Source organism: Escherichia sp. E.sYA108, assembly GCF_011754335.1.
In the GTDB taxonomy this organism is placed as follows: Bacteria; Pseudomonadota; Gammaproteobacteria; order Enterobacterales; family Enterobacteriaceae; genus Escherichia; species Escherichia coli.
On the sequence record NZ_JAAQVZ010000001.1, the window covers coordinates 4,590,259 to 4,615,318 of the forward strand.

The following is a 25,060-nucleotide window of genomic DNA, read 5'->3' on the forward strand; positions in this document are numbered from 1 at the left end:
ACGCCGGAGCTTACGTGGTTTCCCGGCTGGTGACCAGAGAAATGGGGATGAGGCTTCGCCCCTTCAAGGGGGAAAAAGAAAAAAAATTCTGATCAGCACAAAATCGGGTGAAAACCCTGATTCACCTCACATTTCATCGCTATTTCTTCATCACCGTCATAAGCGAATCTGATTGTGCTACCATCGAAAATCTACGCAGTTGCCCAAAATTTGGGCGCAATCGGACATCAACCCATGAGTGGACTCAAACAAGAACTGGGGCTGGCCCAGGGCATCGGCCTACTATCGACGTCATTATTAGGCACTGGCGTGTTTGCCGTTCCTGCGTTAGCTGCGCTAGTAGCAGGCAATAACAGCCTGTGGGCGTGGCCCGTTTTGATTATCTTAGTGTTCCCGATTGCGATTGTGTTTGCGATTCTGGGTCGCCACTATCCCAGCGCAGGCGGCGTCGCACACTTCGTCGGTATGGCGTTTGGTTCGCGGCTTGAGCGAGTCACCGGCTGGTTGTTTTTATCGGTCATTCCCGTGGGTTTGCCTGCCGCGCTACAAATTGCTGCCGGATTCGGCCAGGCAATGTTTGGCTGGCATAGCGGGCAACTGTTGTTGGCAGAACTCGGTACGCTGGCGCTGGTGTGGTATATCGGTACTCGAGGTGCCAGTTCCAGTGCTAATCTACAAACAGTTATTGCCGGGCTTATCGTCGCACTGATTGTCGCTATCTGGTGGGCGGGCGATATCAAACCTGCGAATATCCCCTTCCCTGCGCCAGGAAATATCGAACTTACCGGGTTATTCGCTGCGTTATCAGTGATGTTCTGGTGTTTTGTCGGTCTGGAAGCATTTGCCCATCTTGCCTCGGAATTTAAAAATCCAGAGCGTGATTTTCCTCGTGCTTTGATGATTGGCCTGCTGCTGGCAGGATTAGTCTATTGGGGCTGTACGGTAGTCGTCTTACACTTCGACGCCTATGGTGAACAAATGGCGGCGGCAGCATCGCTTCCCAAAATTGTAGTGCAGTTATTCGGTGTAGGAGCGTTATGGATTGCCTGCGTAATTGGCTATCTGGCCTGCTTTGCCAGTCTCAACATTTATATACAGAGCTTCGCCCGCCTGGTCTGGTCGCAGGCGCAACATAATCCTGACCATTACCTGGCACGCCTCTCTTCTCGCCATATTCCGAATAATGCCCTCAATGCGGTGCTCGGCTGCTGCGTGGTGAGCACGTTGGTGATTCATGCTTTAGAGATCAATCTGGACGCTCTTATTATTTATGCCAATGGCATCTTTATTATGATTTATCTGTTATGCATGCTGGCAGGCTGTAAATTATTGCAAGGACGTTATCGACTACTGGCAGTGGTTGGCGGGCTATTATGCGTTCTGTTACTGGCAATGGTCGGCTGGAAAAGTCTCTACGCGCTGATCATGCTGGCGGGGTTATGGCTGTTTCTGCCAAAACGAAAAACGCCGGAAAATGGCATAACCACATAATCCGGCGTTTCGACATTAATCCTGGCGATCGTCTTTATGATCAAGGCGGTCGCGGTCATCATCCTTTCGCTGGTACTCACCATCAAAAGTATTACCGCCACCGGTCCCGGCGCTAAAACCGCCACCTGGCATACGGGAAAAACGCAGATGAGGCATCAACTTCACTGTCAGATGCTTTTGCACCGGCGGTAATAAAAGAAGCAAACCGAGGAAATCGGTGAAAAAGCCCGGTAATAAAAGCAGCAAACCGGCAATGATCAGCGAAACACTTTTAATCATCTCCGCCGCTGGGTTTTCACCCGCCGCCATTTTTTGCTGCATCAGCACGAAATTCTTAAAGCCCTGGTTACGTACCAGTGACATACCGATAACTGACGTGAATATAACCAGCACGAGGGTCAGCAATACCCCCAATACATGAGCAACCTGAATAAAGATTGAAATCTCAATATAGACATAAAGGAAAATGGCAATAAAAGGTAACCAGCGCAAAGGTTTCTCCTGTAATAGCAGCCGGTTAAACCCGGCTACCTGAATGGGTTGCGAATCGCGTTTAGCTTATATTGTGGTCATTAGCAAAATTTCAAGATGTTTGCGCAACTATTTTTGGTAGTAATCCCAAAGCGGTGATCCATTTCACAAATTAATAATTAAGGGGTAAAAACCGACACTTAAAGTGATCCAGGTTACGGTAGAAATCCTCAAGCAGCATATGATCTCGGGTATTCGGTCGATGCAGGGGATAATCGTCGGTCGAAAAACATTCGAAACCACATATATTCTGTGTGTTTAAAGCAAATCATTGGCAGCTTGAAAAAGAAGGTTCACATGTCAAACAACATTCGTATCGAAGAAGATCTGTTGGGTACCAGGGAAGTTCCAGCTGATGCCTACTATGGTGTTCACACTCTGAGAGCGATTGAAAACTTCTATATCAGCAACAACAAAATCAGTGATATTCCTGAATTTGTTCGCGGTATGGTAATGGTTAAAAAAGCCGCAGCTATGGCAAACAAAGAGCTGCAAACCATTCCTAAAAGTGTAGCGAATGCCATCATTGCCGCATGTGATGAAGTCCTGAACAACGGAAAATGCATGGATCAGTTCCCGGTAGACGTCTACCAGGGCGGCGCAGGTACTTCCGTAAACATGAACACCAACGAAGTGCTGGCCAATATCGGTCTGGAACTGATGGGTCACCAGAAAGGTGAATATCAGTACCTGAACCCGAACGACCATGTTAACAAATGTCAGTCCACTAACGACGCCTACCCGACCGGTTTCCGTATCGCAGTTTACTCTTCCCTGATTAAACTGGTAGATGCGATTAACCAACTGCGTGAAGGCTTTGAACGTAAAGCTGTCGAATTCCAGGACATCCTGAAAATGGGTCGTACCCAGCTGCAGGACGCAGTACCGATGACCCTCGGTCAGGAATTCCGCGCCTTCAGCATCCTGCTGAAAGAAGAAGTGAAAAATATCCAACGTACCGCTGAACTGCTGCTGGAAGTTAACCTTGGCGCAACAGCAATCGGTACTGGTCTGAACACGCCGAAAGAGTACTCTCCGCTGGCAGTGAAAAAACTGGCTGAAGTCACTGGCTTCCCATGCGTACCGGCTGAAGACCTGATCGAAGCGACCTCCGACTGCGGCGCTTATGTTATGGTTCACGGCGCGCTGAAACGCCTGGCTGTGAAGATGTCCAAAATCTGTAACGACCTGCGCTTGCTCTCTTCTGGTCCACGTGCCGGCCTGAACGAGATCAACCTGCCGGAACTGCAGGCAGGCTCTTCCATCATGCCAGCTAAAGTAAACCCGGTTGTTCCGGAAGTGGTTAACCAGGTATGCTTCAAAGTCATCGGTAACGACACCACTGTTACCATGGCAGCAGAAGCAGGTCAGCTGCAGTTGAACGTTATGGAGCCAGTCATTGGCCAGGCCATGTTCGAATCCGTTCACATTCTGACCAACGCTTGCTACAACCTGCTGGAAAAATGCATTAACGGCATCACTGCTAACAAAGAAGTGTGCGAAGGTTACGTTTACAACTCTATCGGTATCGTTACTTACCTGAACCCGTTCATCGGTCACCACAACGGTGACATCGTGGGTAAAATCTGTGCCGAAACCGGTAAGAGTGTACGTGAAGTCGTTCTGGAACGCGGTCTGTTGACTGAAGCGGAACTTGACGATATTTTCTCCGTACAGAATCTGATGCACCCGGCTTACAAAGCAAAACGCTATACTGATGAAAGCGAACAGTAATCGTACAGGGTAGTACAAATAAAGAAGGCACGTCAGATGGCGTGCCTTTTTTCTTGTGAGCAGTAACTTAAAAATAACAATTTAATATCAACTTGTTAAAAAACAAGGAAGGCTAATATGCTAGTTGTAGAACTCATCATAGTTTTGCTGGCGATCTTCTTGGGCGCCAGATTGGGGGGAATAGGTATTGGTTTTGCAGGCGGATTGGGGGTGCTGGTTCTTGCCGCTATTGGCGTTAAACCCGGTAACATCCCGTTCGATGTCATTTCCATTATCATGGCGGTTATCGCCGCTATTTCTGCCATGCAGGTTGCTGGCGGTCTGGACTATCTGGTTCATCAGACAGAAAAGCTGCTGCGCCGTAACCCGAAATACATCACGATCCTCGCACCGATCGTGACCTATTTCCTGACTATCTTTGCTGGTACTGGCAACATCTCTCTGGCGACACTGCCAGTTATCGCTGAAGTTGCGAAGGAACAAGGCGTTAAACCTTGCCGTCCGCTGTCTACTGCAGTGGTATCCGCGCAGATTGCGATCACCGCATCGCCAATCTCAGCGGCAGTGGTTTACATGTCTTCCGTGATGGAAGGTCATGGCATCAGCTACCTCCATCTGCTTTCCGTGGTCATCCCGTCCACCCTGCTGGCGGTTCTGGTGATGTCCTTCCTGGTCACTATGCTGTTCAACTCCAAACTCTCTGACGATCCGATTTATCGCAAGCGTCTGGAAGAGGGCCTGGTTGAACTGCGCGGTGAAAAGCAGATTGAAATCAAATCCGGTGCAAAAACGTCCGTCTGGCTGTTCCTGCTGGGCGTAGTTGGCGTGGTTATCTATGCAATCATCAACAGCCCAAGCATGGGTCTGGTTGAAAAACCACTGATGAACACCACCAACGCAATCCTGATCATCATGCTCAGCGTTGCAACTCTGACCACCGTTATCTGTAAAGTCGATACCGACAACATTCTCAACTCCAGCACCTTCAAAGCAGGTATGAGCGCCTGTATTTGTATCCTGGGTGTTGCGTGGCTGGGCGATACTTTCGTTTCCAACAACATCGACTGGATCAAAGATACCGCTGGTGAAGTGATTCAGGGTCATCCGTGGCTGCTGGCCGTCATCTTCTTCTTTGCTTCTGCTCTGCTGTACTCTCAGGCTGCAACCGCAAAAGCACTGATGCCGATGGCTCTGGCACTGAACGTTTCTCCGCTGACTGCTGTTGCTTCTTTTGCTGCGGTGTCTGGTCTGTTCATTCTGCCGACCTACCCGACGCTGGTTGCTGCGGTACAGATGGATGACACGGGTACTACCCGTATCGGTAAATTCGTCTTCAACCATCCGTTCTTCATCCCGGGTACTCTGGGTGTTGCCCTGGCCGTTTGCTTCGGCTTCGTGCTGGGTAGCTTCATGCTGTAATGACCCATCGCGGGGCGTTCACGCCCCGCTTTCTTTCCCGCCGACTAACATCCTTTCCCCGTCCGTTGTATAGTGACCTCTCTCTTGCGGTTCCATCTGTTCTTGCGAGGTGTTTATGCTTGATGAAAAAAGTTCGAATACCACGTCTGTCGTGGTGCTATGTACGGCACCGGATGAAGCGACAGCCCAGGATTTAGCCGCCAAAGTGCTGGCGGAAAAACTGGCGGCCTGCGCGACCTTGATCCCCGGCGCTACCTCTCTCTATTACTGGGAAGGTAAGCTGGAGCAAGAATACGAAGTGCAGATGATTTTAAAAACTACCGTATCTCACCAGCAGGCACTGCTGGAATGCCTGAAGTCTCATCATCCATATCAAACCCCGGAACTTCTGGTTTTACCTGTTACACACGGAGACACAGATTACCTCTCATGGCTCAACGCATCTTTACGCTGATCCTGCTACTTTGCAGCACTTCCGTTTTTGCCGGATTATTCGACGCGCCGGGACGTTCACAATTTGTCCCCGCGGATCAAGCCTTTGCTTTTGATTTTCAGCAAAACCAACATGACCTGAATCTGACCTGGCAGATCAAAGACGGTTACTACCTCTACCGTAAACAGATCCGCATTACGCCGGAACACGCGAAAATTGCCGACGTGCAGCTGCCGCAAGGCGTCTGGCATGAAGATGAGTTTTACGGCAAAAGCGAGATTTACCGCGATCGGCTGACGCTTCCCGTAACCATCAACCAGGCGAGTGCGGGAGCAACGTTAACTGTCACCTACCAGGGCTGTGCTGATGCCGGTTTCTGTTATCCGCCAGAAACCAAAACCGTTCCGTTAAGCGAAGTGGTCGCTAACAACGAAGCGTCACAGCCTGTGTCTGTTCCGCAGCAAGAGCAGCCCACCGCGCAATTGCCCTTTTCCGCGCTCTGGGCGTTGTTGATCGGTATTGGTATCGCCTTTACGCCATGCGTGCTGCCAATGTACCCACTGATTTCTGGCATCGTGCTGGGCGGTAAACAGCGGCTTTCCACTGCCAGAGCATTGTTGCTGACCTTTATTTATGTGCAGGGGATGGCGCTGACTTACACGGCGCTGGGTCTGGTGGTTGCCGCCGCAGGGTTACAGTTCCAGGCGGCGCTACAGCACCCATACGTGCTCATTGGCCTCGCCATCGTCTTTACCTTGCTGGCGATGTCAATGTTTGGCTTGTTTACTCTGCAACTCCCCTCTTCGCTGCAAACACGTCTCACGCTGATGAGCAATCGCCAACAGGGCGGCTCACCTGGCGGTGTGTTTATTATGGGGGCGATTGCCGGACTGATCTGTTCACCATGCACCACTGCACCGCTTAGCGCGATTCTGCTGTATATCGCCCAAAGCGGGAACATGTGGCTGGGCGGCGGCACGCTTTATCTTTATGCGCTGGGCATGGGCCTGCCGCTGATGCTAATTACCGTCTTTGGTAACCGCTTGCTGCCGAAAAGCGGCCCGTGGATGGAACAAGTCAAAACCGCGTTTGGTTTTGTGATCCTCGCACTGCCGGTCTTCCTGCTGGAGCGAGTGATTGGTGATATATGGGGATTACGCTTGTGGTCGGCGCTTGGTGTCGCATTCTTTGGCTGGGCCTTTATCACCAGCCTACAGGCCAAACGCGGCTGGATGCGCGTGGTGCAAATAATCCTGCTGGCAGCGGCATTGGTTAGCGTACGCCCACTTCAGGATTGGGCATTTGGTGCAACACATACCGCGCAAACTCAGACGCATCTCAACTTTACACAAATCAAAACGGTAGATGAGTTAAATCAGGCGCTCGTTGAAGCCAAAGGCAAACCAGTGATGTTAGATCTCTATGCCGACTGGTGCGTCGCCTGTAAAGAGTTTGAGAAATACACCTTCAGCGACCCGCAGGTGCAAAAAGCGTTAGCAGATACGGTCTTACTTCAGGCCAACGTCACTGCCAACGACGCACAAGATATGGCGCTGTTAAAGCATCTTAATGTCCTTGGCCTACCGACAATTCTCTTTTTTGACGGACAAGGCCAGGAGCATCCACAAGCACGCGTCACGGGCTTTATGGATGCTGAAACCTTCAGCGCACATTTGCGCGATCGCCAACCGTGAACGACACTTGCAGTGGGAAAGACGGAGGAAAATAGCGTGCAACGTGAAGATGTACTGGGAGAAGCCCTGAAATTATTAGAATTACAAGGGATTGCCAACACCACGCTGGAGATGGTTGCTGAACGTGTGGATTATCCACTGGACGAGCTACGCCGCTTCTGGCCAGACAAAGAGGCAATCCTCTACGATGCGCTGCGTTATCTTAGCCAACAGATAGATGTCTGGCGTCGTCAGCTGATGCTGGACGAAACGCAAACCGCCGAACAAAAGTTGCTGGCACGTTATCAGGCGTTATCGGAGTGCGTTAAAAACAACCGCTATCCGGGCTGTCTGTTTATCGCTGCCTGTACGTTTTACCCCGATCCTGGCCACCCTATTCATCAACTGGCCGATCAGCAAAAAAGCGCGGCCTACGATTTCACCCACGAACTGTTAACCACGCTGGAAGTTGACGATCCGGCGATGGTAGCAAAGCAGATGGAACTGGTGCTGGAAGGCTGTTTAAGCCGAATGCTGGTGAATCGTAGCCAGGCGGATGTCGACACCGCACATCGGCTGGCGGAAGATATCCTGCGCTTCGCCCGCTGCCGTCAGGGTGGTGCACTGACCTGACAGAAACACAGAAAAGAAGCGATTTGCCGCAATCTTAAGCAGTTGAATCGCTTTTACTGAAATTAGGTTGACGAGATGTGCAGATTACGGTTTAATGCGCCCCGTTGCCCGGATAGCTCAGTCGGTAGAGCAGGGGATTGAAAATCCCCGTGTCCTTGGTTCGATTCCGAGTCCGGGCACCAAATTCATATAAACGGACCTCCACGGAGGTCCGTTTTTCGTTTCAGGACGCCACGATTTAAGCGTCCTGCCGCCAAATCAATTCTACCGAACTCAACCAGATTCTCCCCACATCACCAGCAATTTGCGGGCATATCCCAATTCGGGAAAATTTGTTTCTGAGCTATAGCGCTGACTGACGTGAAATGTCGTGCGGCCCCGTGATGCTGTTGAACGTCAAATGACGTCATCAGGAGCGTAACGCATCCATAAAGCACAACATCGGTCTGAACGCCAACTGATGAGATTTTCTGAATGAGAACAAAGAGAAATGTATCGGTCCACTTGCTCATGCAAAGACTAACAATCCATTAAAATAGTAAGCGCTCCGGACAATTTTTCATGGATTATTTTCTGAACATTTTTCTTTGGCAAAGATGATGAATTTTGATGATAAGGAATATTACTTCTGGTTCTCAGTAAAATCCTTTCGTAATACTATGTAATCAAGAAGTTTATGGCGGGTAAAAATAACGTCTTGCATTCACCAATAATATGTAAATAAACCCATCTATAGATGGAAAAAATAGGTTATGGCAATTATCATTGCATCATTCCCTTTTCGAATGAGTTTCTATTATGCAACAACCTGTAGTTCGCGTTGGCGAATGGCTTGTTACTCCGTCCATAAACCAAATTAGCCGCAATGGGCGTCAACTTACCCTTGAGCCGAGATTAATCGATCTTCTGGTTTTCTTTGCTCAACACAGTGGCGAAGTACTTAGCAGGGATGAACTTATCGATAATGTCTGGAAGAGAAGTATTGTCACCAATCACGTTGTGACGCAGAGTATCTCAGAACTACGTAAGTCATTAAAAGATAATGATGAAGATAGTCCTGTCTATATCGCTACTGTACCAAAGCGCGGCTATAAATTAATGGTGCCGGTTATCTGGTACAGCGAAGAAGAGGGAGAGGAAATAATGCTATCTTCGCCTCCCCCTATACCAGAGGCGGTTCCTGCCACAGATTCTCCCTCCCACAGTCTTAACATTCAAAACACCACAACGCCACCTGAACAATCCCCAGTTAAAAGCAAACGATTCACTACCTTTTGGGTATGGTTTTTTTTCCTGTTGTCGTTAGGTATCTGTGTCGCACTGGTAGCGTTTTCAAGTCTTGAAACACGTCTTCCTATGAGTAAATCGCGCATTTTGCTCAATCCACGCGATATTGACATTAATATGGTTAATAAGAGTTGTAACAGCTGGAGTTCTCCGTATCAGCTCTCTTACGCGATAGGCGTGGGTGATTTGGTGGCGACATCACTTAACACCTTCTCCACCTTTATGGTGCATGACAAAATCAACTACAACATTGATGAACCGAGCAGTTCCGGTAAAACATTATCTATTGCGTTTGTTAATCAGCGCCAATACCGTGCTCAACAATGCTTTATGTCGGTAAAATTGGTAGACAATGCAGATGGTTCAACCATGCTGGATAAACGTTATGTCATCACTAACGGTAATCAGCTGGCGATTCAAAATGATTTGCTCCAGAGTTTATCAAAAGCGTTAAACCAACCGTGGCCACAACGAATGCAGGAGATGCTCCAGCAAATTTTGCCGCATCGTGGTGCGTTATTAACTAATTTTTATCAGGCACATGATTATTTACTGCATGGTGATGATAAATCATTGGATCGTGCCAGTGAATTATTAGGTGAGATTGTTCAATCATCCCCAGAATTTACCTACGCGAGAGCAGAAAAAGCATTAGTTGATATCGTGCGCCATTCTCAACATCCTTTAGACGAAAAACAATTAGCAGCACTGAACACAGAAATAGATAACATTGTTACACTGCCGGAATTGAACAACCTGTCCATTATATATCAAATAAAAGCGGTCAGTGCCCTGGTAAAAGGTAAAACAGATGAGTCTTATCAGGCGATAAATACCGGCATTGATCTTGAAATGTCCTGGCTAAATTATGTGTTGCTTGGCAAGGTTTATGAAATGAAGGGGATGAACCGGGAAGCAGCTGATGCATATCTCACCGCCTTTAATTTACGCCCAGGGGCAAACACCCTTTACTGGATTGAAAATGGTATATTCCAGACTTCTGTTCCTTATGTTGTACCTTATCTCGACAAATTTCTCGCTTCAGAATAAGTAACTCCCGGGTTGATTCATGCTCGGGAATATTTGTTGGTGAGTTTTTGTATGTTCCCGTTGGTATAATATGTTGCGGCAATTTATTTGCCGCATAATTTTTATTACATAAATTTAACCAGAAGATGTCACATAACACATTGTAAATATTGAATGTTTATCTTTTCATGATATCAACTTGCGATCCTGATGTGTTAATAAAAAACCTCAAGTTCTCACTTACAGAAACTTTTGTGTTATTTCACCTAATCTTTAGGATTAATCCTTTTTTCGTGAGTAATCTTAGCGCCAGTTTGGTCTGGTCAGGAAATAGTTATACATCATGACCCGGACTCCAAATTCAAAAATGAAATTAGGAGAAGAGCATGAGTTCTGCCAAGAAGATCGGGCTATTTGCCTGTACCGGTGTTGTTGCCGGTAATATGATGGGGAGCGGTATTGCATTATTACCTGCGAACCTAGCAAGTATCGGTGGTATTGCTATCTGGGGTTGGATTATCTCTATTATTGGTGCAATGTCGCTGGCATATGTATATGCCCGACTGGCAACAAAAAACCCGCAACAAGGTGGCCCAATTGCGTATGCCGGAGAAATTTCCCCTGCATTTGGTTTTCAGACAGGTGTTCTTTATTACCATGCTAACTGGATTGGTAACCTGGCAATTGGTATTACCGCTGTATCTTATCTTTCCACCTTCTTCCCAGTATTAAATGATCCTGTTCCGGCGGGTATCGCCTGTATTGCTATCGTCTGGGTATTTACCTTTGTAAATATGCTCGGCGGTACCTGGGTAAGCCGTTTAACCACTATTGGTCTGGTGCTGGTTCTTATTCCTGTGGTGATGACTGCTATTGTTGGCTGGCATTGGTTTGATGCAGCAACTTATGCAGCTAACTGGAATACTGCGGATACCACTGATGGTCATGCGATCATTAAAAGTATTCTGCTCTGCCTGTGGGCCTTCGTGGGTGTTGAATCCGCAGCAGTAAGTACTGGTATGGTTAAAAACCCGAAACGTACCGTTCCGCTGGCAACCATGCTGGGTACTGGTTTAGCAGGTATTGTTTATATCGCTGCGACTCAGGTGCTTTCCGGTATGTATCCGTCTTCTGTAATGGCGGCTTCCGGTGCTCCGTTTGCAATCAGTGCTTCAACTATCCTCGGTAACTGGGCTGCGCCACTGGTTTCTGCATTCACCGCCTTTGCGTGTCTGACTTCTCTGGGCTCCTGGATGATGTTGGTAGGCCAGGCAGGTGTACGTGCCGCTAACGACGGTAACTTCCCGAAAGTTTATGGTGAAGTCGACAGCAACGGTATTCCGAAAAAAGGTCTGCTGCTGGCTGCAGTGAAAATGACTGCCCTGATGATCCTCATCACTCTGATGAACTCTGCCGGTGGTAAAGCATCTGACCTGTTCGGTGAACTGACCGGTATCGCAGTACTGCTGACTATGCTGCCGTACTTCTACTCTTGCGTTGACCTGATTCGTTTTGAAGGCGTTAACATCCGCAACTTTGTCAGCCTGATCTGCTCTGTACTGGGTTGCGTGTTCTGCTTCATCGCGCTGATGGGCGCAAGCTCCTTCGAGCTGGCAGGTACCTTCATCGTCAGCCTGATTATCCTGATGTTCTACGCTCGCAAAATGCACGAGCGCCAGAGCCACTCAATGGATAACCACACAGCGTCTAACGCACATTAATTAAAAGTATTTTCCGAGGCTCCTCCTTTCATTTTGTCCCATGTGTTGGGAGGGGCCTTTTTTACCTGGAGATATGACTATGAACGTTATTGCAATATTGAATCACATGGGGGTTTATTTTAAAGAAGAACCCATCCGTGAACTTCATCGCGCGCTTGAACGTCTGAACTTCCAGATTGTTTACCCGAACGACCGTGACGACTTATTAAAACTGATCGAAAACAATGCGCGTCTGTGCGGCGTTATTTTTGACTGGGATAAATATAATCTCGAGCTGTGCGAAGAAATTAGCAAAATGAACGAGAACCTGCCGTTGTACGCGTTCGCTAATACGTATTCCACTCTCGATGTAAGCCTGAATGACCTGCGTTTACAGATTAGCTTCTTTGAATATGCGCTGGGTGCTGCTGATGATATTGCTAACAAGATCAAGCAGACCACTGACGAATATATCAACACTATTCTGCCTCCGCTGACCAAAGCACTGTTTAAATATGTTCGTGAAGGTAAATATACTTTCTGTACTCCTGGTCACATGGGTGGTACTGCATTCCAGAAAAGCCCGGTAGGTAGCCTGTTCTATGATTTCTTTGGTCCGAACACCATGAAATCTGATATTTCCATTTCAGTATCTGAATTGGGTTCTCTGCTGGATCACAGTGGTCCACACAAAGAAGCAGAACAGTATATCGCTCGCGTCTTTAACGCAGACCGCAGCTACATGGTGACCAACGGTACTTCCACTGCGAACAAAATTGTTGGTATGTACTCTGCTCCGGCAGGCAGCACCATTCTGATTGACCGTAACTGCCACAAATCGCTGACCCACCTGATGATGATGAGCGATGTTACGCCAATCTATTTCCGCCCGACCCGTAACGCTTACGGTATTCTTGGTGGTATCCCACAGAGTGAATTCCAGCACGCTACCATTGCTAAGCGCGTGAAAGAAACACCAAACGCAACCTGGCCGGTACATGCTGTAATTACCAACTCTACCTATGATGGTCTGCTGTACAACACCGACTTCATCAAGAAAACACTGGATGTGAAATCCATCCACTTTGACTCCGCGTGGGTGCCTTACACCAACTTCTCACCGATTTACGAAGGTAAATGCGGTATGAGCGGTGGCCGTGTAGAAGGGAAAGTGATTTACGAAACCCAGTCTACTCACAAACTGCTGGCGGCGTTCTCTCAGGCTTCCATGATCCACGTTAAAGGTGACGTAAACGAAGAAACCTTTAACGAAGCCTACATGATGCACACCACCACCTCTCCGCACTACGGTATCGTGGCGTCCACTGAAACCGCTGCGGCGATGATGAAAGGCAATGCAGGTAAACGTCTGATCAATGGTTCCATTGAACGTGCGATCAAATTCCGTAAAGAGATCAAACGTCTGAGAACGGAATCTGATGGCTGGTTCTTTGATGTATGGCAGCCGGATCATATCGATACGACTGAATGCTGGCCGCTGCGTTCTGACAGCACATGGCACGGCTTCAAAAACATCGATAACGAGCACATGTATCTTGACCCGATCAAAGTCACCCTGCTGACTCCGGGGATGGAAAAAGACGGCACCATGAGCGACTTTGGTATTCCGGCCAGCATCGTGGCGAAATACCTCGACGAACATGGCATCGTTGTTGAGAAAACCGGTCCGTATAACCTGCTGTTCCTGTTCAGCATCGGTATCGATAAGACCAAAGCACTGAGCCTGCTGCGTGCTCTGACTGACTTCAAACGTGCGTTCGACCTGAACCTGCGTGTGAAAAACATGCTGCCGTCTCTGTATCGTGAAGATCCTGAATTCTATGAAAACATGCGTATTCAGGAACTGGCTCAGAATATCCACAAACTGATTGTTCACCACAATCTGCCGGATCTGATGTATCGCGCATTTGAAGTTCTGCCGACTATGGTAATGACTCCGTATGCTGCGTTCCAGAAAGAGCTGCACGGTATGACCGAAGAAGTTTACCTCGACGAAATGGTCGGTCGTATTAACGCCAATATGATCCTTCCGTATCCGCCGGGAGTTCCTCTGGTAATGCCGGGTGAAATGATCACCGAAGAAAGCCGTCCGGTTCTGGAGTTCCTGCAGATGCTGTGTGAAATCGGCGCTCACTATCCGGGCTTTGAAACCGATATTCACGGTGCATACCGTCAGGCTGATGGCCGCTATACCGTTAAAGTATTGAAAGAAGAAAGCAAAAAATAATTAGCTCGTACCAAGGGAAGTGGCTTGCCACTTCCCTTTTTTGCTCATAAGGAGAACACATGAAAACACCCTCACAGCCGCGCGCGATATACTATATCGTGGCGATCCAAATCTGGGAGTACTTCAGTTTTTACGGCATGCGTGCCTTACTCATTCTCTATCTCACCCATCAGCTTGGTTTTGATGATAACCATGCCATCAGCCTGTTCAGCGCATATGCTTCTCTGGTTTACGTTACCCCTATTCTCGGCGGCTGGCTTGCCGACCGCCTGCTCGGCAACCGCACTGCAGTGATTGCCGGCGCGCTGTTAATGACCCTTGGCCATGTGGTGCTGGGCATTGATACAAATTCAACCTTTAGCCTGTATCTGGCGCTGGCAATCATTATTTGTGGCTACGGTTTATTCAAATCAAACATCAGCTGTTTGCTTGGCGAGCTCTACGACGAGAACGATCATCGACGTGATGGCGGTTTTTCGCTGCTGTATGCTGCGGGCAATATCGGTTCTATCGCAGCCCCCATCGCCTGCGGCCTGGCTGCTCAGTGGTATGGATGGCATGTTGGCTTTGCCCTTGCGGGTGGCGGCATGTTTATCGGTTTGTTGATTTTCTTAAGCGGTCATCGTCATTTCCAGTCCACGCGTAGTATGGATAAGAAAGCGCTCACTAGCGTGAAATTTGCCTTACCAGTATGGAGCTGGTTAGTGGTGATGCTCTGTTTAGCCCCAGTATTTTTTACCCTGCTGCTGGAGAACGACTGGTCCGGATATTTGCTGGCGATCGTTTGCCTCATTGCCGCACAAATCATTGCCCGCATGATGATCAAATTCCCCGAACACCGCCGTGCTCTTTGGCAAATTGTATTGTTGATGTTTGTCGGGACGTTGTTCTGGGTACTGGCACAACAGGGCGGCAGTACCATCAGCTTGTTTATCGATCGCTTTGTGAATCGTCAGGCATTCAATATTGAAGTACCTACAGCACTATTCCAGTCGGTGAATGCTATTGCGGTGATGCTCGCTGGGGTTGTTCTGGCCTGGCTGGCGTCGCCAGAAAGCCGCGGCAATTCAGCATTGCGCGTCTGGCTGAAGTTTGCCTTTGGCTTACTGCTGATGGCTTGTGGCTTTATGTTGCTGGCATTTGATGCCCGACATGCAGCGGCTGGCGGTCAAGCGTCAATGGGCGTGATGATATCCGGGCTGGCGCTAATGGGCTTTGCTGAACTCTTTATTGACCCGGTGGCGATTGCGCAAATCACGCGTCTGAAAATGTCTGGCGTATTAACCGGTATTTATATGCTGGCAACAGGCGCGGTCGCCAACTGGCTGGCAGGCGTCGTGGCACAGCAGACGACAGAGTCGCAAATTAGCGGTATGGCAATTGCCGCTTACCAGCGATTCTTTTCTCAGATGGGAGAGTGGACGTTGGCTTGTGTCGCGATCATCGTGGTATTGGCCTTTGCTACCCGTTTTCTGTTTAGCACGCCGACGAATATGATACAGGAGAGCAACGATTAACTGTCGTAAAAACAATTGGTTATGAATAAATTAACTTTCAGTTTATCACACTAGTAAATCGAGATTAATAAGTCATTTAAACCATTTTGATGGTTATTTATTAGTGATATCAACTTGAGGTAAGCGTTAGTTTCGATAAGATAAACTGAGTTATTAATAGTCGAGGCAGATAATACAGTGTACCGATCTGTCTCTTTATCTACGCTAAATTGAAAGCTGGATTTAGAGGAACCAAAATGTCTGAACGAGAAACACGGGGAGCCAATGAGGCTATTGATTTTAACGATGAACTGAGAAATCGCCGCGAAAAACTGGCGGCACTACGTCAGCAAGGTGTGGCGTTTCCCAATGATTTTCGCCGCGACCATACCTCTGACCAGTTGCACGAAGAGTTTGATGCGAAGGATAACCAGGAACTGGAATCCTTAAACATTGAAGTCTCGGTTGCTGGCCGAATGATGACCCGTCGTATTATGGGGAAAGCCTCCTTTGTAACGTTGCAGGATGTCGGTGGCCGTATTCAACTGTACGTTGCAAGAGATAGCCTGCCAGAAGGTGTTTATAACGATCAGTTTAAAAAATGGGATCTGGGTGACATTATCGGTGCCCGCGGTACGCTGTTTAAGACGCAAACGGGTGAGCTTTCCATTCACTGTACTGAGCTGCGCCTGCTGACTAAAGCACTACGTCCTTTACCAGATAAATTCCATGGTCTGCAGGATCAGGAAGTCCGTTATCGTCAACGTTATCTGGACCTCATCGCTAACGATAAATCCCGTCAAACGTTTGTTGTCCGTTCAAAAATTCTGGCCGCTATCCGTCAGTTCATGGTCGCGCGCGGCTTTATGGAAGTAGAAACCCCGATGATGCAGGTAATTCCAGGTGGGGCATCTGCTCGCCCGTTTATTACCCATCATAACGCTCTGGATTTAGATATGTACCTGCGTATCGCGCCGGAGCTGTATCTGAAACGTCTGGTTGTAGGCGGTTTTGAACGGGTATTCGAAATCAACCGTAACTTCCGTAATGAAGGTATTTCTGTTCGCCATAATCCTGAGTTCACAATGATGGAACTCTACATGGCATATGCGGATTACCACGATTTGATTGAACTGACGGAGTCACTGTTCCGCACCCTGGCACAAGAGGTACTGGGTACCACTAAAGTCACTTATGGCGAGCATGTGTTTGATTTCGGCAAACCGTTTGAAAAACTCACCATGCGCGAAGCAATCAAAAAATATCGTCCAGAAACCGATATGGCGGATCTGGATAATTTTGATGCTGCTAAAGCATTAGCTGAATCTATCGGTATTACGGTAGAGAAAAGCTGGGGGCTGGGACGTATTGTTACGGAGATCTTTGATGAAGTGGCAGAAGCACATCTGATTCAGCCAACCTTTATTACGGAATATCCGGCAGAAGTGTCCCCGCTGGCGCGCCGTAATGATGTTAACCCGGAAATCACCGACCGTTTTGAATTCTTCATCGGTGGTCGTGAAATTGGTAATGGTTTTAGCGAATTAAACGACGCAGAAGATCAGGCTGAACGTTTCCAGGAACAGGTTAACGCTAAAGCTGCAGGTGACGACGAAGCCATGTTCTATGACGAAGATTACGTGACTGCGCTGGAATATGGTCTGCCGCCAACCGCTGGTCTGGGTATTGGTATCGACCGAATGATTATGCTGTTTACAAACAGTCATACTATTCGCGACGTTATTCTCTTCCCGGCGATGCGCCCACAGAAATAAATTTCACTTTAATGAACGAAGCAGTCAGGCGACTGCTTCGTTCGTCATTCCGCAAATCCAGTTTTGAGGAGAGACGCTTCGTTTCAAGATAACCAGCGGGTCCACTCAACTACAGCTCCTAAAAGAGAGAAAAAAGTAATGCCACAGGAAGACTCATTGGCCAGGTTATTCCGACCAGAAATGCACTAAGTAAACGAATATGTGTTTTCTCATGTGAGATAAACCAGATAATGACAAAGGATATGTTCACACCAATCACATAAAAAATTAATATTTTAGAGAATAGTGCCATTTTTTATGTTCTTCTTATCCTTCCTGGCTACTTGTAAAACTGACGGAAATAGTCATCAACTGTCATAATGCTGAGGTCAAAATCAATATCCGGTAAGTCTAAGCATTTGAGCCTGATTAAATCTTCGATTTCACTTGCGGCTAACGATGTCGTTATTGCGAAGGAGTTTTCATTCAGTTGTCGTGGTATCCCATATTCATCAGCCACGATAGAGGAGAAATTCATATCATACATCAATGATCTTAACCTTAAGAACACTGAGGAATAAGATGATGGATAATCAAAAGAAACAACATAAGTATTGAACTTGTTTTTACCTTCCATAATATGACTCCTATCAATATTGAACGCTCTGGGGACGCAAAACTTATTAACCCCGAATGATGATTCTCATATAGGAGATATTCTTTTTTTTTTGCTCAGTAAAGGGGATGACTTGGGACAAAAAAACGCTCTCTCTGACCATTCTTTGTGCATCCCCCTACCCTTCAGATGCTCTCCTGCATCACACCGCGGAGAGCATGAAAAATATCGTGACTCTGTACTCTCCCATCAACTGCGAATATCATCATACTCCCGTGTTTTATCAAATTCGTGTTTCGCAAATGGGCATAGTGGGATAATTTTTCGTTTTTCCCGACGCATTTTTTCCACGACTTTCGCAACCAGCTGTTTACCAATCCCTTGTCCTTTCAGGCTTTCATCGACATCGGTATGTTCGATAATCGCTAAATTCTCTCCGGTCGGCACAAAGACAATTTCAGCGATTTGCTTGCCCTGTTCGTCATTAATGTAAAATTTATTGTGGCCTTCGCGTATTTCCATTTTACCCTCGCTTATTTATGACGGTATTTCAGCGCACCGCTCGGGCACGTATCAATCACTTTAACCACAGTGGTGACGTCAACTTCATCCGGCATGATCCACGGCTTACGTTTGAGATTAAATAACTTGCCGTTGCCACGTACGCAATTGCCAGAATGCTGACATATCGCAGTGTTAAAATAGACATCGATATTTTCGCCGGTATAACAGCGATAACCCCCGTCCAGTAGCGCCTGATCCATGACCTTCCCTCTCTCATCAGTATGGTTTTCACTATAAGCATAGCCCCGGAATCTTCATACAGCACTGGCAGTTTCCGTTGCCAGAGTCTCTTCCCCAATATAGCCAATCATTCTTACTCCCTTTGAATTACCCGCCTCATCAGAGATAATGCTTAAGAAATTTGTCACACAAGGAAGCTGATGAGACATTCATTGCCCTACCGTATGTTACGCAAACGTCCGATGAAATTGAGTACCACTGTGATCTTAATGGTCAGCGCGGTACTGTTCTCGGTGCTATTGGTGGTGCATCTGATTTACTTCTCGCAAATCAGTGATATGACGCGAGACGGGCTAGCTAACAAGGCTCTGGCAGTAGCGCGTACCCTCGCCGACTCGCCGGAAATCCGTCAGGGCTTGCAGAAAAAACCGCAGGAGAGTGGAATCCAGGCCATCGCGGAAGCCGTGCGCAAACGCAACGATCTGCTGTTTATTGTCGTTACCGATATGCACAGTCTTCGCTACTCGCATCCTGAAGCCCAGCGTATTGGTCAGCCATTTAAAGGTGATGACATCCTTAAAGCGCTGAATGGCGAAGAAAATGTCGCTATCAATCGCGGTTTTCTGGCGCAGGCTTTACGCGTATTTACCCCCATCTACGATGAAAATCATAAACAAATTGGCGTGGTGGCGATCGGCCTTGAGTTAAGCCGCGTGACCCAACAGATCAATGACAGTCGCTGGAGCATTATCTGGTCGGTACTATTTGGCATGCTGGTCGGACTGATCGGCACATGCATTCTGGTTAACGTACTGAAAAAAATCCTTTTCGGCCTGGAACCCTACGAAATCTCCACACTGTTTGAGCAACGCCAGGCCATGTTGCAGTCCATCAAAGAAGGCGTCGTTGCCGTGGACGATCGCGGCGAGGTCACGCTGATCAACGATGCCGCACAAGAATTGCTGAATTACCGTAAGTCGCAGGACGATGAGAAACTGTCGACGCTAAGCCACTCGTGGTCACAGGTGGTAGATGTCTCGGAAGTGTTACGCGACGGAACCCCACGCCGCGACGAAGAGATTACGATTAAGGACCGACTATTACTGATCAACACCGTTCCGGTGCGCAGTAATGGCGTTATCATCGGTGCCATTTCAACCTTCAGGGACAAAACTGAAGTACGTAAACTGATGCAGCGACTCGACGGTCTGGTCAACTATGCTGACGCACTTCGTGAACGATCCCACGAATTTATGAATAAATTGCATGTGATTCTCGGATTATTGCATCTGAAGAGTTATAAGCAGTTGGAAGATTACATTCTCAAAACAGCCAATAACTATCAGGAAGAGATTGGCTCTCTGCTGGGTAAGATCAAATCTCCGGTTATCGCTGGTTTTTTAATCAGCAAGATTAACCGCGCGACCGATTTAGGCCATACGCTGATTTTAAACAGTGAAAGCCAGCTGCCAGACAGCGGTAGTGAGGATCAGGTCGCGACGCTGATTACCACGTTGGGAAATCTGATAGAAAACGCGCTGGAGGCATTAGGGCCGGAACCCGGTGGCGAAATTAGCGTAACATTGCACTACCGTCACGGCTGGCTGCACTGCGAAGTTAACGATGATGGACCGGGGATCGCACCCGACAAAATCGATCACATTTTTGACAAAGGTGTCTCGACAAAAGGAAGCGAGCGAGGCGTCGGTTTAGCACTTGTCAAACAACAGGTAGAAAATCTCGGCGGCAGCATCGCCGTGGAATCGGAACCCGGGATTTTCACACAATTTTTTGTCCAGATACCCTGGGACGGGGAGAGGTCGAACAGATGATCAATGTATTAATTATCGATGATGACGCAATGGTCGCGGAGCTGAATCGCCGATACGTGGCACAAATCCCGGGCTTTCAATGCTGTGGAACGGCTTCGACGCTGGAGAAAGCCAAAGAGATTATCTTCAATAGCGATACGCCTATCGACCTGATATTGCTAGATATCTATATGCAAAAAGAGAACGGGCTCGATTTACTGCCTGTCCTGCATAACGCGCGTTGCAAAAGTGATGTGATTGTCATCTCCTCCGCTGCCGATGCAGTAACCATTAAAGATTCGCTGCATTACGGTGTTGTGGATTACCTGATCAAACCCTTCCAGGCTTCCCGCTTTGAAGAGGCGCTCACCGGCTGGCGGCAAAAGAAAATGGCGCTGGAAAAACATCAGTATTATGACCAGGCCGAGCTTGATCAGCTAATCCACGGCAGCAGCTCCAACGAGCAGGATCCTCGTCGCTTGCCAAAAGGCTTAACGCCGCAGACGTTACGCACGCTGTGCCAGTGGATTGACGCGCATCAGGACTATGAGTTTTCAACCGACGAGCTGGCTAACGAGGTTAACATCTCGCGTGTTTCCTGCCGTAAATACCTTATCTGGCTGGTCAACTGCCACATATTGTTCACCAGTATCCATTATGGCGTCACGGGGCGTCCGGTTTACCGTTACCGTATTCAGGCAGAACACTACTCACTACTGAAACAATATTGCCAATAACGGATCGCTGGTTATCTGTAAGTAATAATTATTACCGTAATGCAAAATACCCCTGGCACAAGTTACATTGTTCATCAGTAAAACTTGTGCCAGATCAAATATAATTATCCCTCCATCATCGCTAAAAATTAATATCTCTTCAGATGAACGGTGTTTTTAATTTCAAAACGCTAACAAAAGTTAATTAACTATTATGTCACCCACATTATGTGTATTTTTACCCACAAATGGGTAGATCAGATTAATCTATAAACCTAATGATACCTGCCCTGAGAACAAAAAACAGACCGATAAATATCAATAAGATAACAGCAAACAAAACATTAACATCTGCGCTGTACAAACTATAAACCCATCGCCAGAGAGTCTTTCTCTCTGAAAAAGCCGCTTATCACAGTGCATAAATTTGCCGCTGCTTTAATCAGCCAATATTCACTGTGAGGTATTTGCTCAAGCCGGTAACGACCAAACGGATATTTAGTCAGGCTCTGAAAACAGTTCATACAAAACAGAACGTGACTGTGATCTATTCAGCAAAAATTTAAATAGGATTATCGCGAGGGTTCACACATGTTATTTACTATCCAACTTATCATAATACTGATATGTCTGTTTTATGGTGCCAGAAAGGGGGGTATCGCGCTGGGTTTATTAGGCGGTATCGGTCTGGTCATTCTGGTCTTCGTCTTCCACCTTCAGCCAGGTAAACCACCGGTTGATGTCATGCTGGTTATCATTGCGGTGGTGGCGGCATCGGCGACCTTGCAAGCTTCGGGCGGTCTTGATGTCATGCTGCAAATTGCCGAGAAGCTGCTGCGTCGCAACCCGAAATATGTCTCAATTGTCGCGCCGTTTGTGACCTGTACGCTGACCATTCTTTGCGGTACGGGTCATGTGGTTTACACCATTCTGCCGATCATCTACGACGTTGCTATTAAGAACAACATCCGTCCGGAACGTCCGATGGCGGCAAGTTCTATCGGTGCACAGATGGGGATTATCGCCAGTCCGGTGTCGGTTGCGGTCGTATCTCTGGTTGCGATGCTGGGTAATGTCACCTTTGATGGTCGCCATCTTGAGTTCCTCGACCTGCTGGCAATCACCATTCCATCGACGTTAATCGGTATCCTGGCGATCGGTATCTTCAGCTGGTTCCGCGGTAAAGATCTGGATAAAGACGAAGAGTTCCAAAAATTCATCTCCGTACCGGAAAACCGTGAGTATGTTTACGGTGATACCGCGACGCTGCTGGATAAAAAACTGCCGAAAAGCAACTGGCTGGCAATGTGGATCTTCCTCGGGGCAATCGCTGTAGTCGCCCTTCTTGGTGCTGATTCGGACCTGCGTCCATCCTTCGGCGGCAAACCGCTGTCGATGGTACTGGTTATTCAGATGTTTATGCTGCTGACCGGGGCGCTGATTATTATCCTGACCAAAACCAATCCCGCGTCTATCTCAAAAAACGAAGTCTTCCGTTCCGGTATGATCGCCATCGTGGCGGTGTACGGTATCGCATGGATGGCTGAAACCATGTTCGGTGCGCATATGTCTGAAATTCAGGGCGTACTGGGTGAAATGGTGAAAGAGTATCCGTGGGCCTATGCCATTGTTCTGCTGCTGGTTTCCAAGTTTGTAAACTCTCAGGCTGCGGCGCTGGCGGCGATTGTTCCGGTCGCGCTGGCGATCGGCGTTGATCCGGCATACATCGTGGCTTCAGCACCGGCTTGCTACGGTTATTACATCCTGCCGACTTATCCGAGCGATCTGGCAGCGATTCAGTTTGACCGTTCCGGCACCACCCACATCGGTCGCTTCGTCATCAACCACAGCTTTATTCTGCCGGGGTTGATTGGTGTGAGCGTATCGTGCGTCTTCGGCTGGATCTTCGCCGCGATGTACGGGTTCTTATAAATGCACTTTGCGTGCCGCCCGTGACTACACGGCACGCCATTTTCGAATAACAAATACAGAGTTACAGGCTGGAAGCTATGTCAAACAAACCCTTTATCTACCAGGCACCTTTCCCGATGGGGAAAGACAATACCGAATACTATCTACTCACTTCCGATTACGTTAGCGTTGCCGACTTCGACGGCGAAACCATCCTGAAAGTGGAACCAGAAGCCCTGACCCTGCTGGCGCAGCAAGCCTTTCACGATGCTTCTTTCATGCTCCGCCCGGCACACCAGAAACAGGTTGCGGCTATTCTTCACGATCCAGAAGCCAGCGAAAACGACAAGTACGTGGCGCTGCAATTCTTAAGAAACTCCGAAATCGCCGCCAAAGGCGTGCTGCCGACCTGCCAGGATACCGGCACCGCGATCATCGTCGGTAAAAAAGGTCAGCGCGTGTGGACCGGTGGCGGTGATGAAGAAGCGCTATCGAAAGGTGTCTATAACACCTATATCGAAGATAACCTGCGCTATTCACAGAACGCGCCGCTGGACATGTATAAAGAGGTCAACACCGGCACGAACCTGCCTGCGCAAATCGACCTGTACGCGGTAGATGGCGATGAGTACAAATTCCTCTGTGTCGCTAAAGGCGGCGGCTCTGCCAACAAAACGTATCTCTACCAGGAAACCAAAGCCCTGCTGACGCCCGGCAAACTGAAAAACTTCCTCGTCGAGAAAATGCGTACCCTCGGTACTGCAGCCTGCCCGCCGTACCATATCGCGTTTGTGATTGGCGGTACGTCTGCGGAAACCAACCTGAAAACCGTCAAGTTAGCAAGCGCTCACTATTACGATGAACTGCCGACGGAAGGGAACGAACATGGTCAGGCGTTCCGCGATATCCAGCTGGAACAGGAACTGCTGGAAGAGGCCCAGAAACTCGGTCTTGGCGCGCAGTTTGGCGGTAAATACTTCGCGCACGACATCCGCGTTATCCGTCTGCCACGTCACGGCGCATCCTGCCCGGTAGGCATGGGAGTCTCCTGCTCCGCAGACCGTAATATCAAAGCGAAAATTAACCGCGAAGGTATCTGGATCGAAAAACTGGAACACAATCCAGGCCAGTACATTCCAGAAGAACTGCGTCAGGCAGGTGAAGGCGAAGCAGTGAAAGTCGACCTTAACCGCCCGATGAAAGAGATCCTTGCCCAGCTTTCGCAATACCCGGTATCCACCCGCTTGTCGCTCACCGGCACCATTATCGTGGGTCGCGATATTGCACACGCCAAGCTGAAAGAGCTGATTGACGCCGGTAAAGAACTGCCGCAGTACATCAAAGATCACCCGATCTACTACGCGGGTCCGGCGAAAACGCCTGCCGGTTATCCATCAGGTTCACTTGGCCCAACCACCGCAGGTCGTATGGACTCCTACGTGGATCTGCTGCAATCCCACGGCGGCAGCATGATCATGCTGGCGAAAGGTAATCGCAGTCAGCAGGTTACCGACGCGTGCCATAAACACGGCGGCTTCTACCTCGGTAGCATCGGCGGTCCGGCGGCGGTACTGGCGCAGCAGAGCATCAAGCATCTGGAATGCGTCGCTTATCCGGAGCTGGGTATGGAAGCTATCTGGAAAATCGAAGTAGAAGATTTCCCGGCGTTTATCCTGGTCGATGACAAAGGTAACGACTTCTTCCAGCAGATCGTCAACAAACAGTGCGCGAACTGCACTAAGTAACCTCTTCGGCCCAGCGCCTGGCAGCATGCTGCCAGGTGATCCCCCTGGGCCACCTCTTTTGCGATTGTAATTTCACGCTTACTGGTCAA

At 48.4% G+C, this 25,060-nt stretch carries 20 protein-coding genes, 1 tRNA gene and 1 pseudogene; 17 read left to right on the forward strand and 5 right to left on the reverse strand.

Features of this window, described 5'->3' with window-relative positions; all coding sequences use genetic code 11:
• The first annotated feature begins 234 nt into the window (after positions 1 to 234).
• Positions 235 to 1,491 carry an L-methionine/branched-chain amino acid transporter gene (yjeH, locus tag HBM92_RS22040; RefSeq protein ID WP_000015814.1) on the forward strand — a complete coding sequence of 419 codons (1,257 nt, stop codon included), beginning with the start codon at positions 235 to 237 and terminating at the stop codon, positions 1,489 to 1,491.
• A gap of 15 nt (positions 1,492 to 1,506) precedes the next feature.
• Here the strand turns inward: yjeH and HBM92_RS22045 are convergent, their stop codons facing one another.
• A complete protein-coding gene (locus HBM92_RS22045) occupies positions 1,507 to 1,983 on the reverse strand; it encodes an FxsA family protein (RefSeq protein ID WP_001267445.1) in 477 nt (158 codons plus the stop codon).
• 336 nt (positions 1,984 to 2,319) lie between these two features.
• Between HBM92_RS22045 and aspA the strand changes: the two genes are divergently transcribed.
• The 12 genes and pseudogenes from aspA to lysS all read left to right on the forward strand — a co-directional run bounded on the left by aspA (position 2,320) and on the right by lysS (position 17,449).
• Positions 2,320 to 3,756 (forward strand): aspartate ammonia-lyase, encoded by a 1,437-nt coding sequence (gene aspA / locus HBM92_RS22050; protein ID WP_000069437.1) that lies wholly within the window; start codon positions 2,320 to 2,322, stop codon positions 3,754 to 3,756.
• A 117-nt stretch (positions 3,757 to 3,873) separates the two neighbouring features.
• On the forward strand, positions 3,874 to 5,175 hold the full coding sequence (dcuA, locus tag HBM92_RS22055; protein ID WP_000961959.1) for an anaerobic C4-dicarboxylate transporter DcuA: 1,302 nt from the start codon (positions 3,874 to 3,876) through the stop codon (positions 5,173 to 5,175).
• Between the two features lie 115 nt (positions 5,176 to 5,290).
• The gene (gene cutA, locus HBM92_RS22060; RefSeq protein ID WP_000883409.1) at positions 5,291 to 5,629 is read left to right on the forward strand and encodes a divalent cation tolerance protein CutA; all 339 of its coding nucleotides are present in this window, start codon (positions 5,291 to 5,293) and stop codon (positions 5,627 to 5,629) included.
• Positions 5,605 to 7,302: a protein-disulfide reductase DsbD gene (dsbD, locus tag HBM92_RS22065; protein ID WP_000068938.1), complete on the forward strand. Its 1,698-nt coding sequence runs from the start codon at positions 5,605 to 5,607 to the stop codon at positions 7,300 to 7,302. Before cutA ends, dsbD begins: the two co-directional genes overlap by 25 nt.
• A gap of 36 nt (positions 7,303 to 7,338) precedes the next feature.
• The gene (locus tag HBM92_RS22070; RefSeq protein ID WP_001188520.1) at positions 7,339 to 7,914 is read left to right on the forward strand and encodes a transcriptional regulator; all 576 of its coding nucleotides are present in this window, start codon (positions 7,339 to 7,341) and stop codon (positions 7,912 to 7,914) included.
• A gap of 106 nt (positions 7,915 to 8,020) precedes the next feature.
• A tRNA-Phe gene (locus tag HBM92_RS22075) sits at positions 8,021 to 8,096 on the forward strand.
• 197 nt (positions 8,097 to 8,293) lie between these two features.
• A pseudogene (locus HBM92_RS25755) lies at positions 8,294 to 8,453 on the forward strand (integrase); the annotation flags it as partial.
• A gap of 259 nt (positions 8,454 to 8,712) precedes the next feature.
• Positions 8,713 to 10,251, forward strand: a complete 1,539-nt coding sequence (cadC, locus tag HBM92_RS22080; protein ID WP_001187191.1) for a lysine decarboxylation/transport transcriptional activator CadC — start codon at positions 8,713 to 8,715, stop codon at positions 10,249 to 10,251.
• 365 nt (positions 10,252 to 10,616) lie between these two features.
• A complete protein-coding gene (cadB, locus tag HBM92_RS22085) occupies positions 10,617 to 11,951 on the forward strand; it encodes a cadaverine/lysine antiporter (protein ID WP_000092909.1) in 1,335 nt (444 codons plus the stop codon).
• A 79-nt stretch (positions 11,952 to 12,030) separates the two neighbouring features.
• The gene (gene cadA, locus HBM92_RS22090; RefSeq protein ID WP_001296667.1) at positions 12,031 to 14,178 is read left to right on the forward strand and encodes a lysine decarboxylase CadA; all 2,148 of its coding nucleotides are present in this window, start codon (positions 12,031 to 12,033) and stop codon (positions 14,176 to 14,178) included.
• 59 nt (positions 14,179 to 14,237) lie between these two features.
• Positions 14,238 to 15,695 carry a dipeptide/tripeptide permease DtpC gene (dtpC, locus tag HBM92_RS22095; RefSeq protein ID WP_000856826.1) on the forward strand — a complete coding sequence of 486 codons (1,458 nt, stop codon included), beginning with the start codon at positions 14,238 to 14,240 and terminating at the stop codon, positions 15,693 to 15,695.
• A gap of 236 nt (positions 15,696 to 15,931) precedes the next feature.
• Entirely contained in the window at positions 15,932 to 17,449 is a 1,518-nt protein-coding gene (gene lysS, locus HBM92_RS22100; protein WP_000003806.1) for a lysine--tRNA ligase, read from the forward strand.
• A gap of 118 nt (positions 17,450 to 17,567) precedes the next feature.
• Here lysS and ghoT read toward each other — a convergent pair whose 3' ends face one another.
• The 4 genes from ghoT to yjdI all read right to left on the reverse strand — a co-directional run bounded on the left by ghoT (position 17,568) and on the right by yjdI (position 18,808).
• Complete coding sequence (gene ghoT / locus HBM92_RS22105; protein ID WP_001173343.1) at positions 17,568 to 17,741, reverse strand: type V toxin-antitoxin system toxin GhoT; 174 nt, start codon at positions 17,739 to 17,741, stop codon at positions 17,568 to 17,570.
• 27 nt (positions 17,742 to 17,768) lie between these two features.
• Positions 17,769 to 18,065: a type V toxin-antitoxin system endoribonuclease antitoxin GhoS gene (gene ghoS, locus HBM92_RS22110; RefSeq protein WP_001312331.1), complete on the reverse strand. Its 297-nt coding sequence runs from the start codon at positions 18,063 to 18,065 to the stop codon at positions 17,769 to 17,771.
• Positions 18,066 to 18,293: 228 nt separating this feature from the next.
• The gene (locus tag HBM92_RS22115; RefSeq protein WP_000405647.1) at positions 18,294 to 18,566 is read right to left on the reverse strand and encodes a GNAT family N-acetyltransferase; all 273 of its coding nucleotides are present in this window, start codon (positions 18,564 to 18,566) and stop codon (positions 18,294 to 18,296) included.
• Positions 18,567 to 18,577: 11 nt separating this feature from the next.
• Positions 18,578 to 18,808: a 4Fe-4S mono-cluster protein YjdI gene (gene yjdI, locus HBM92_RS22120; RefSeq protein ID WP_000371715.1), complete on the reverse strand. Its 231-nt coding sequence runs from the start codon at positions 18,806 to 18,808 to the stop codon at positions 18,578 to 18,580.
• A gap of 180 nt (positions 18,809 to 18,988) precedes the next feature.
• Between yjdI and HBM92_RS22125 the strand changes: the two genes are divergently transcribed.
• From HBM92_RS22125 to fumB, 4 genes are all read left to right on the forward strand, one after another.
• Positions 18,989 to 20,620 (forward strand): sensor histidine kinase, encoded by a 1,632-nt coding sequence (locus HBM92_RS22125; protein ID WP_001216466.1) that lies wholly within the window; start codon positions 18,989 to 18,991, stop codon positions 20,618 to 20,620.
• Positions 20,617 to 21,336, forward strand: a complete 720-nt coding sequence (gene dcuR / locus HBM92_RS22130; RefSeq protein ID WP_000611291.1) for a two-component system response regulator DcuR — start codon at positions 20,617 to 20,619, stop codon at positions 21,334 to 21,336. The genes HBM92_RS22125 and dcuR overlap by 4 nt, the downstream gene beginning before the upstream one ends.
• Before the next feature lie 570 nt (positions 21,337 to 21,906).
• Positions 21,907 to 23,247, forward strand: a complete 1,341-nt coding sequence (dcuB, locus tag HBM92_RS22135; RefSeq protein WP_000899522.1) for an anaerobic C4-dicarboxylate transporter DcuB — start codon at positions 21,907 to 21,909, stop codon at positions 23,245 to 23,247.
• A gap of 77 nt (positions 23,248 to 23,324) precedes the next feature.
• Positions 23,325 to 24,971 (forward strand): class I fumarate hydratase, encoded by a 1,647-nt coding sequence (fumB, locus tag HBM92_RS22140; RefSeq protein WP_000066699.1) that lies wholly within the window; start codon positions 23,325 to 23,327, stop codon positions 24,969 to 24,971.
• Positions 24,972 to 25,060 lie beyond the last annotated feature (89 nt).

Bases quoted from the DNA above. Each gene is read 5' to 3' on its own strand.
- yjeH (WP_000015814.1), top strand. From the start codon at position 235: ATGAGTGGACTCAAACAAGAACTGGGGCTGGCCCAGGGCATCGGCCTA.
- aspA (WP_000069437.1), top strand. From the start codon at position 2,320: ATGTCAAACAACATTCGTATCGAAGAAGATCTGTTGGGTACCAGGGAA.
- dcuA (WP_000961959.1), top strand. From the start codon at position 3,874: ATGCTAGTTGTAGAACTCATCATAGTTTTGCTGGCGATCTTCTTGGGC.
- cutA (WP_000883409.1), top strand. From the start codon at position 5,291: ATGCTTGATGAAAAAAGTTCGAATACCACGTCTGTCGTGGTGCTATGT.
- dsbD (WP_000068938.1), top strand. From the start codon at position 5,605: ATGGCTCAACGCATCTTTACGCTGATCCTGCTACTTTGCAGCACTTCC.
- cadC (WP_001187191.1), top strand. From the start codon at position 8,713: ATGCAACAACCTGTAGTTCGCGTTGGCGAATGGCTTGTTACTCCGTCC.
- cadB (WP_000092909.1), top strand. From the start codon at position 10,617: ATGAGTTCTGCCAAGAAGATCGGGCTATTTGCCTGTACCGGTGTTGTT.
- cadA (WP_001296667.1), top strand. From the start codon at position 12,031: ATGAACGTTATTGCAATATTGAATCACATGGGGGTTTATTTTAAAGAA.
- dtpC (WP_000856826.1), top strand. From the start codon at position 14,238: ATGAAAACACCCTCACAGCCGCGCGCGATATACTATATCGTGGCGATC.
- lysS (WP_000003806.1), top strand. From the start codon at position 15,932: ATGTCTGAACGAGAAACACGGGGAGCCAATGAGGCTATTGATTTTAAC.
- ghoT (WP_001173343.1), bottom strand. From the start codon at position 17,741: ATGGCACTATTCTCTAAAATATTAATTTTTTATGTGATTGGTGTGAAC.
- ghoS (WP_001312331.1), bottom strand. From the start codon at position 18,065: ATGGAAGGTAAAAACAAGTTCAATACTTATGTTGTTTCTTTTGATTAT.
- HBM92_RS22115 (WP_000405647.1), bottom strand. From the start codon at position 18,566: ATGGAAATACGCGAAGGCCACAATAAATTTTACATTAATGACGAACAG.
- yjdI (WP_000371715.1), bottom strand. From the start codon at position 18,808: ATGGATCAGGCGCTACTGGACGGGGGTTATCGCTGTTATACCGGCGAA.
- HBM92_RS22125 (WP_001216466.1), top strand. From the start codon at position 18,989: ATGAGACATTCATTGCCCTACCGTATGTTACGCAAACGTCCGATGAAA.
- dcuR (WP_000611291.1), top strand. From the start codon at position 20,617: ATGATCAATGTATTAATTATCGATGATGACGCAATGGTCGCGGAGCTG.
- dcuB (WP_000899522.1), top strand. From the start codon at position 21,907: ATGTTATTTACTATCCAACTTATCATAATACTGATATGTCTGTTTTAT.
- fumB (WP_000066699.1), top strand. From the start codon at position 23,325: ATGTCAAACAAACCCTTTATCTACCAGGCACCTTTCCCGATGGGGAAA.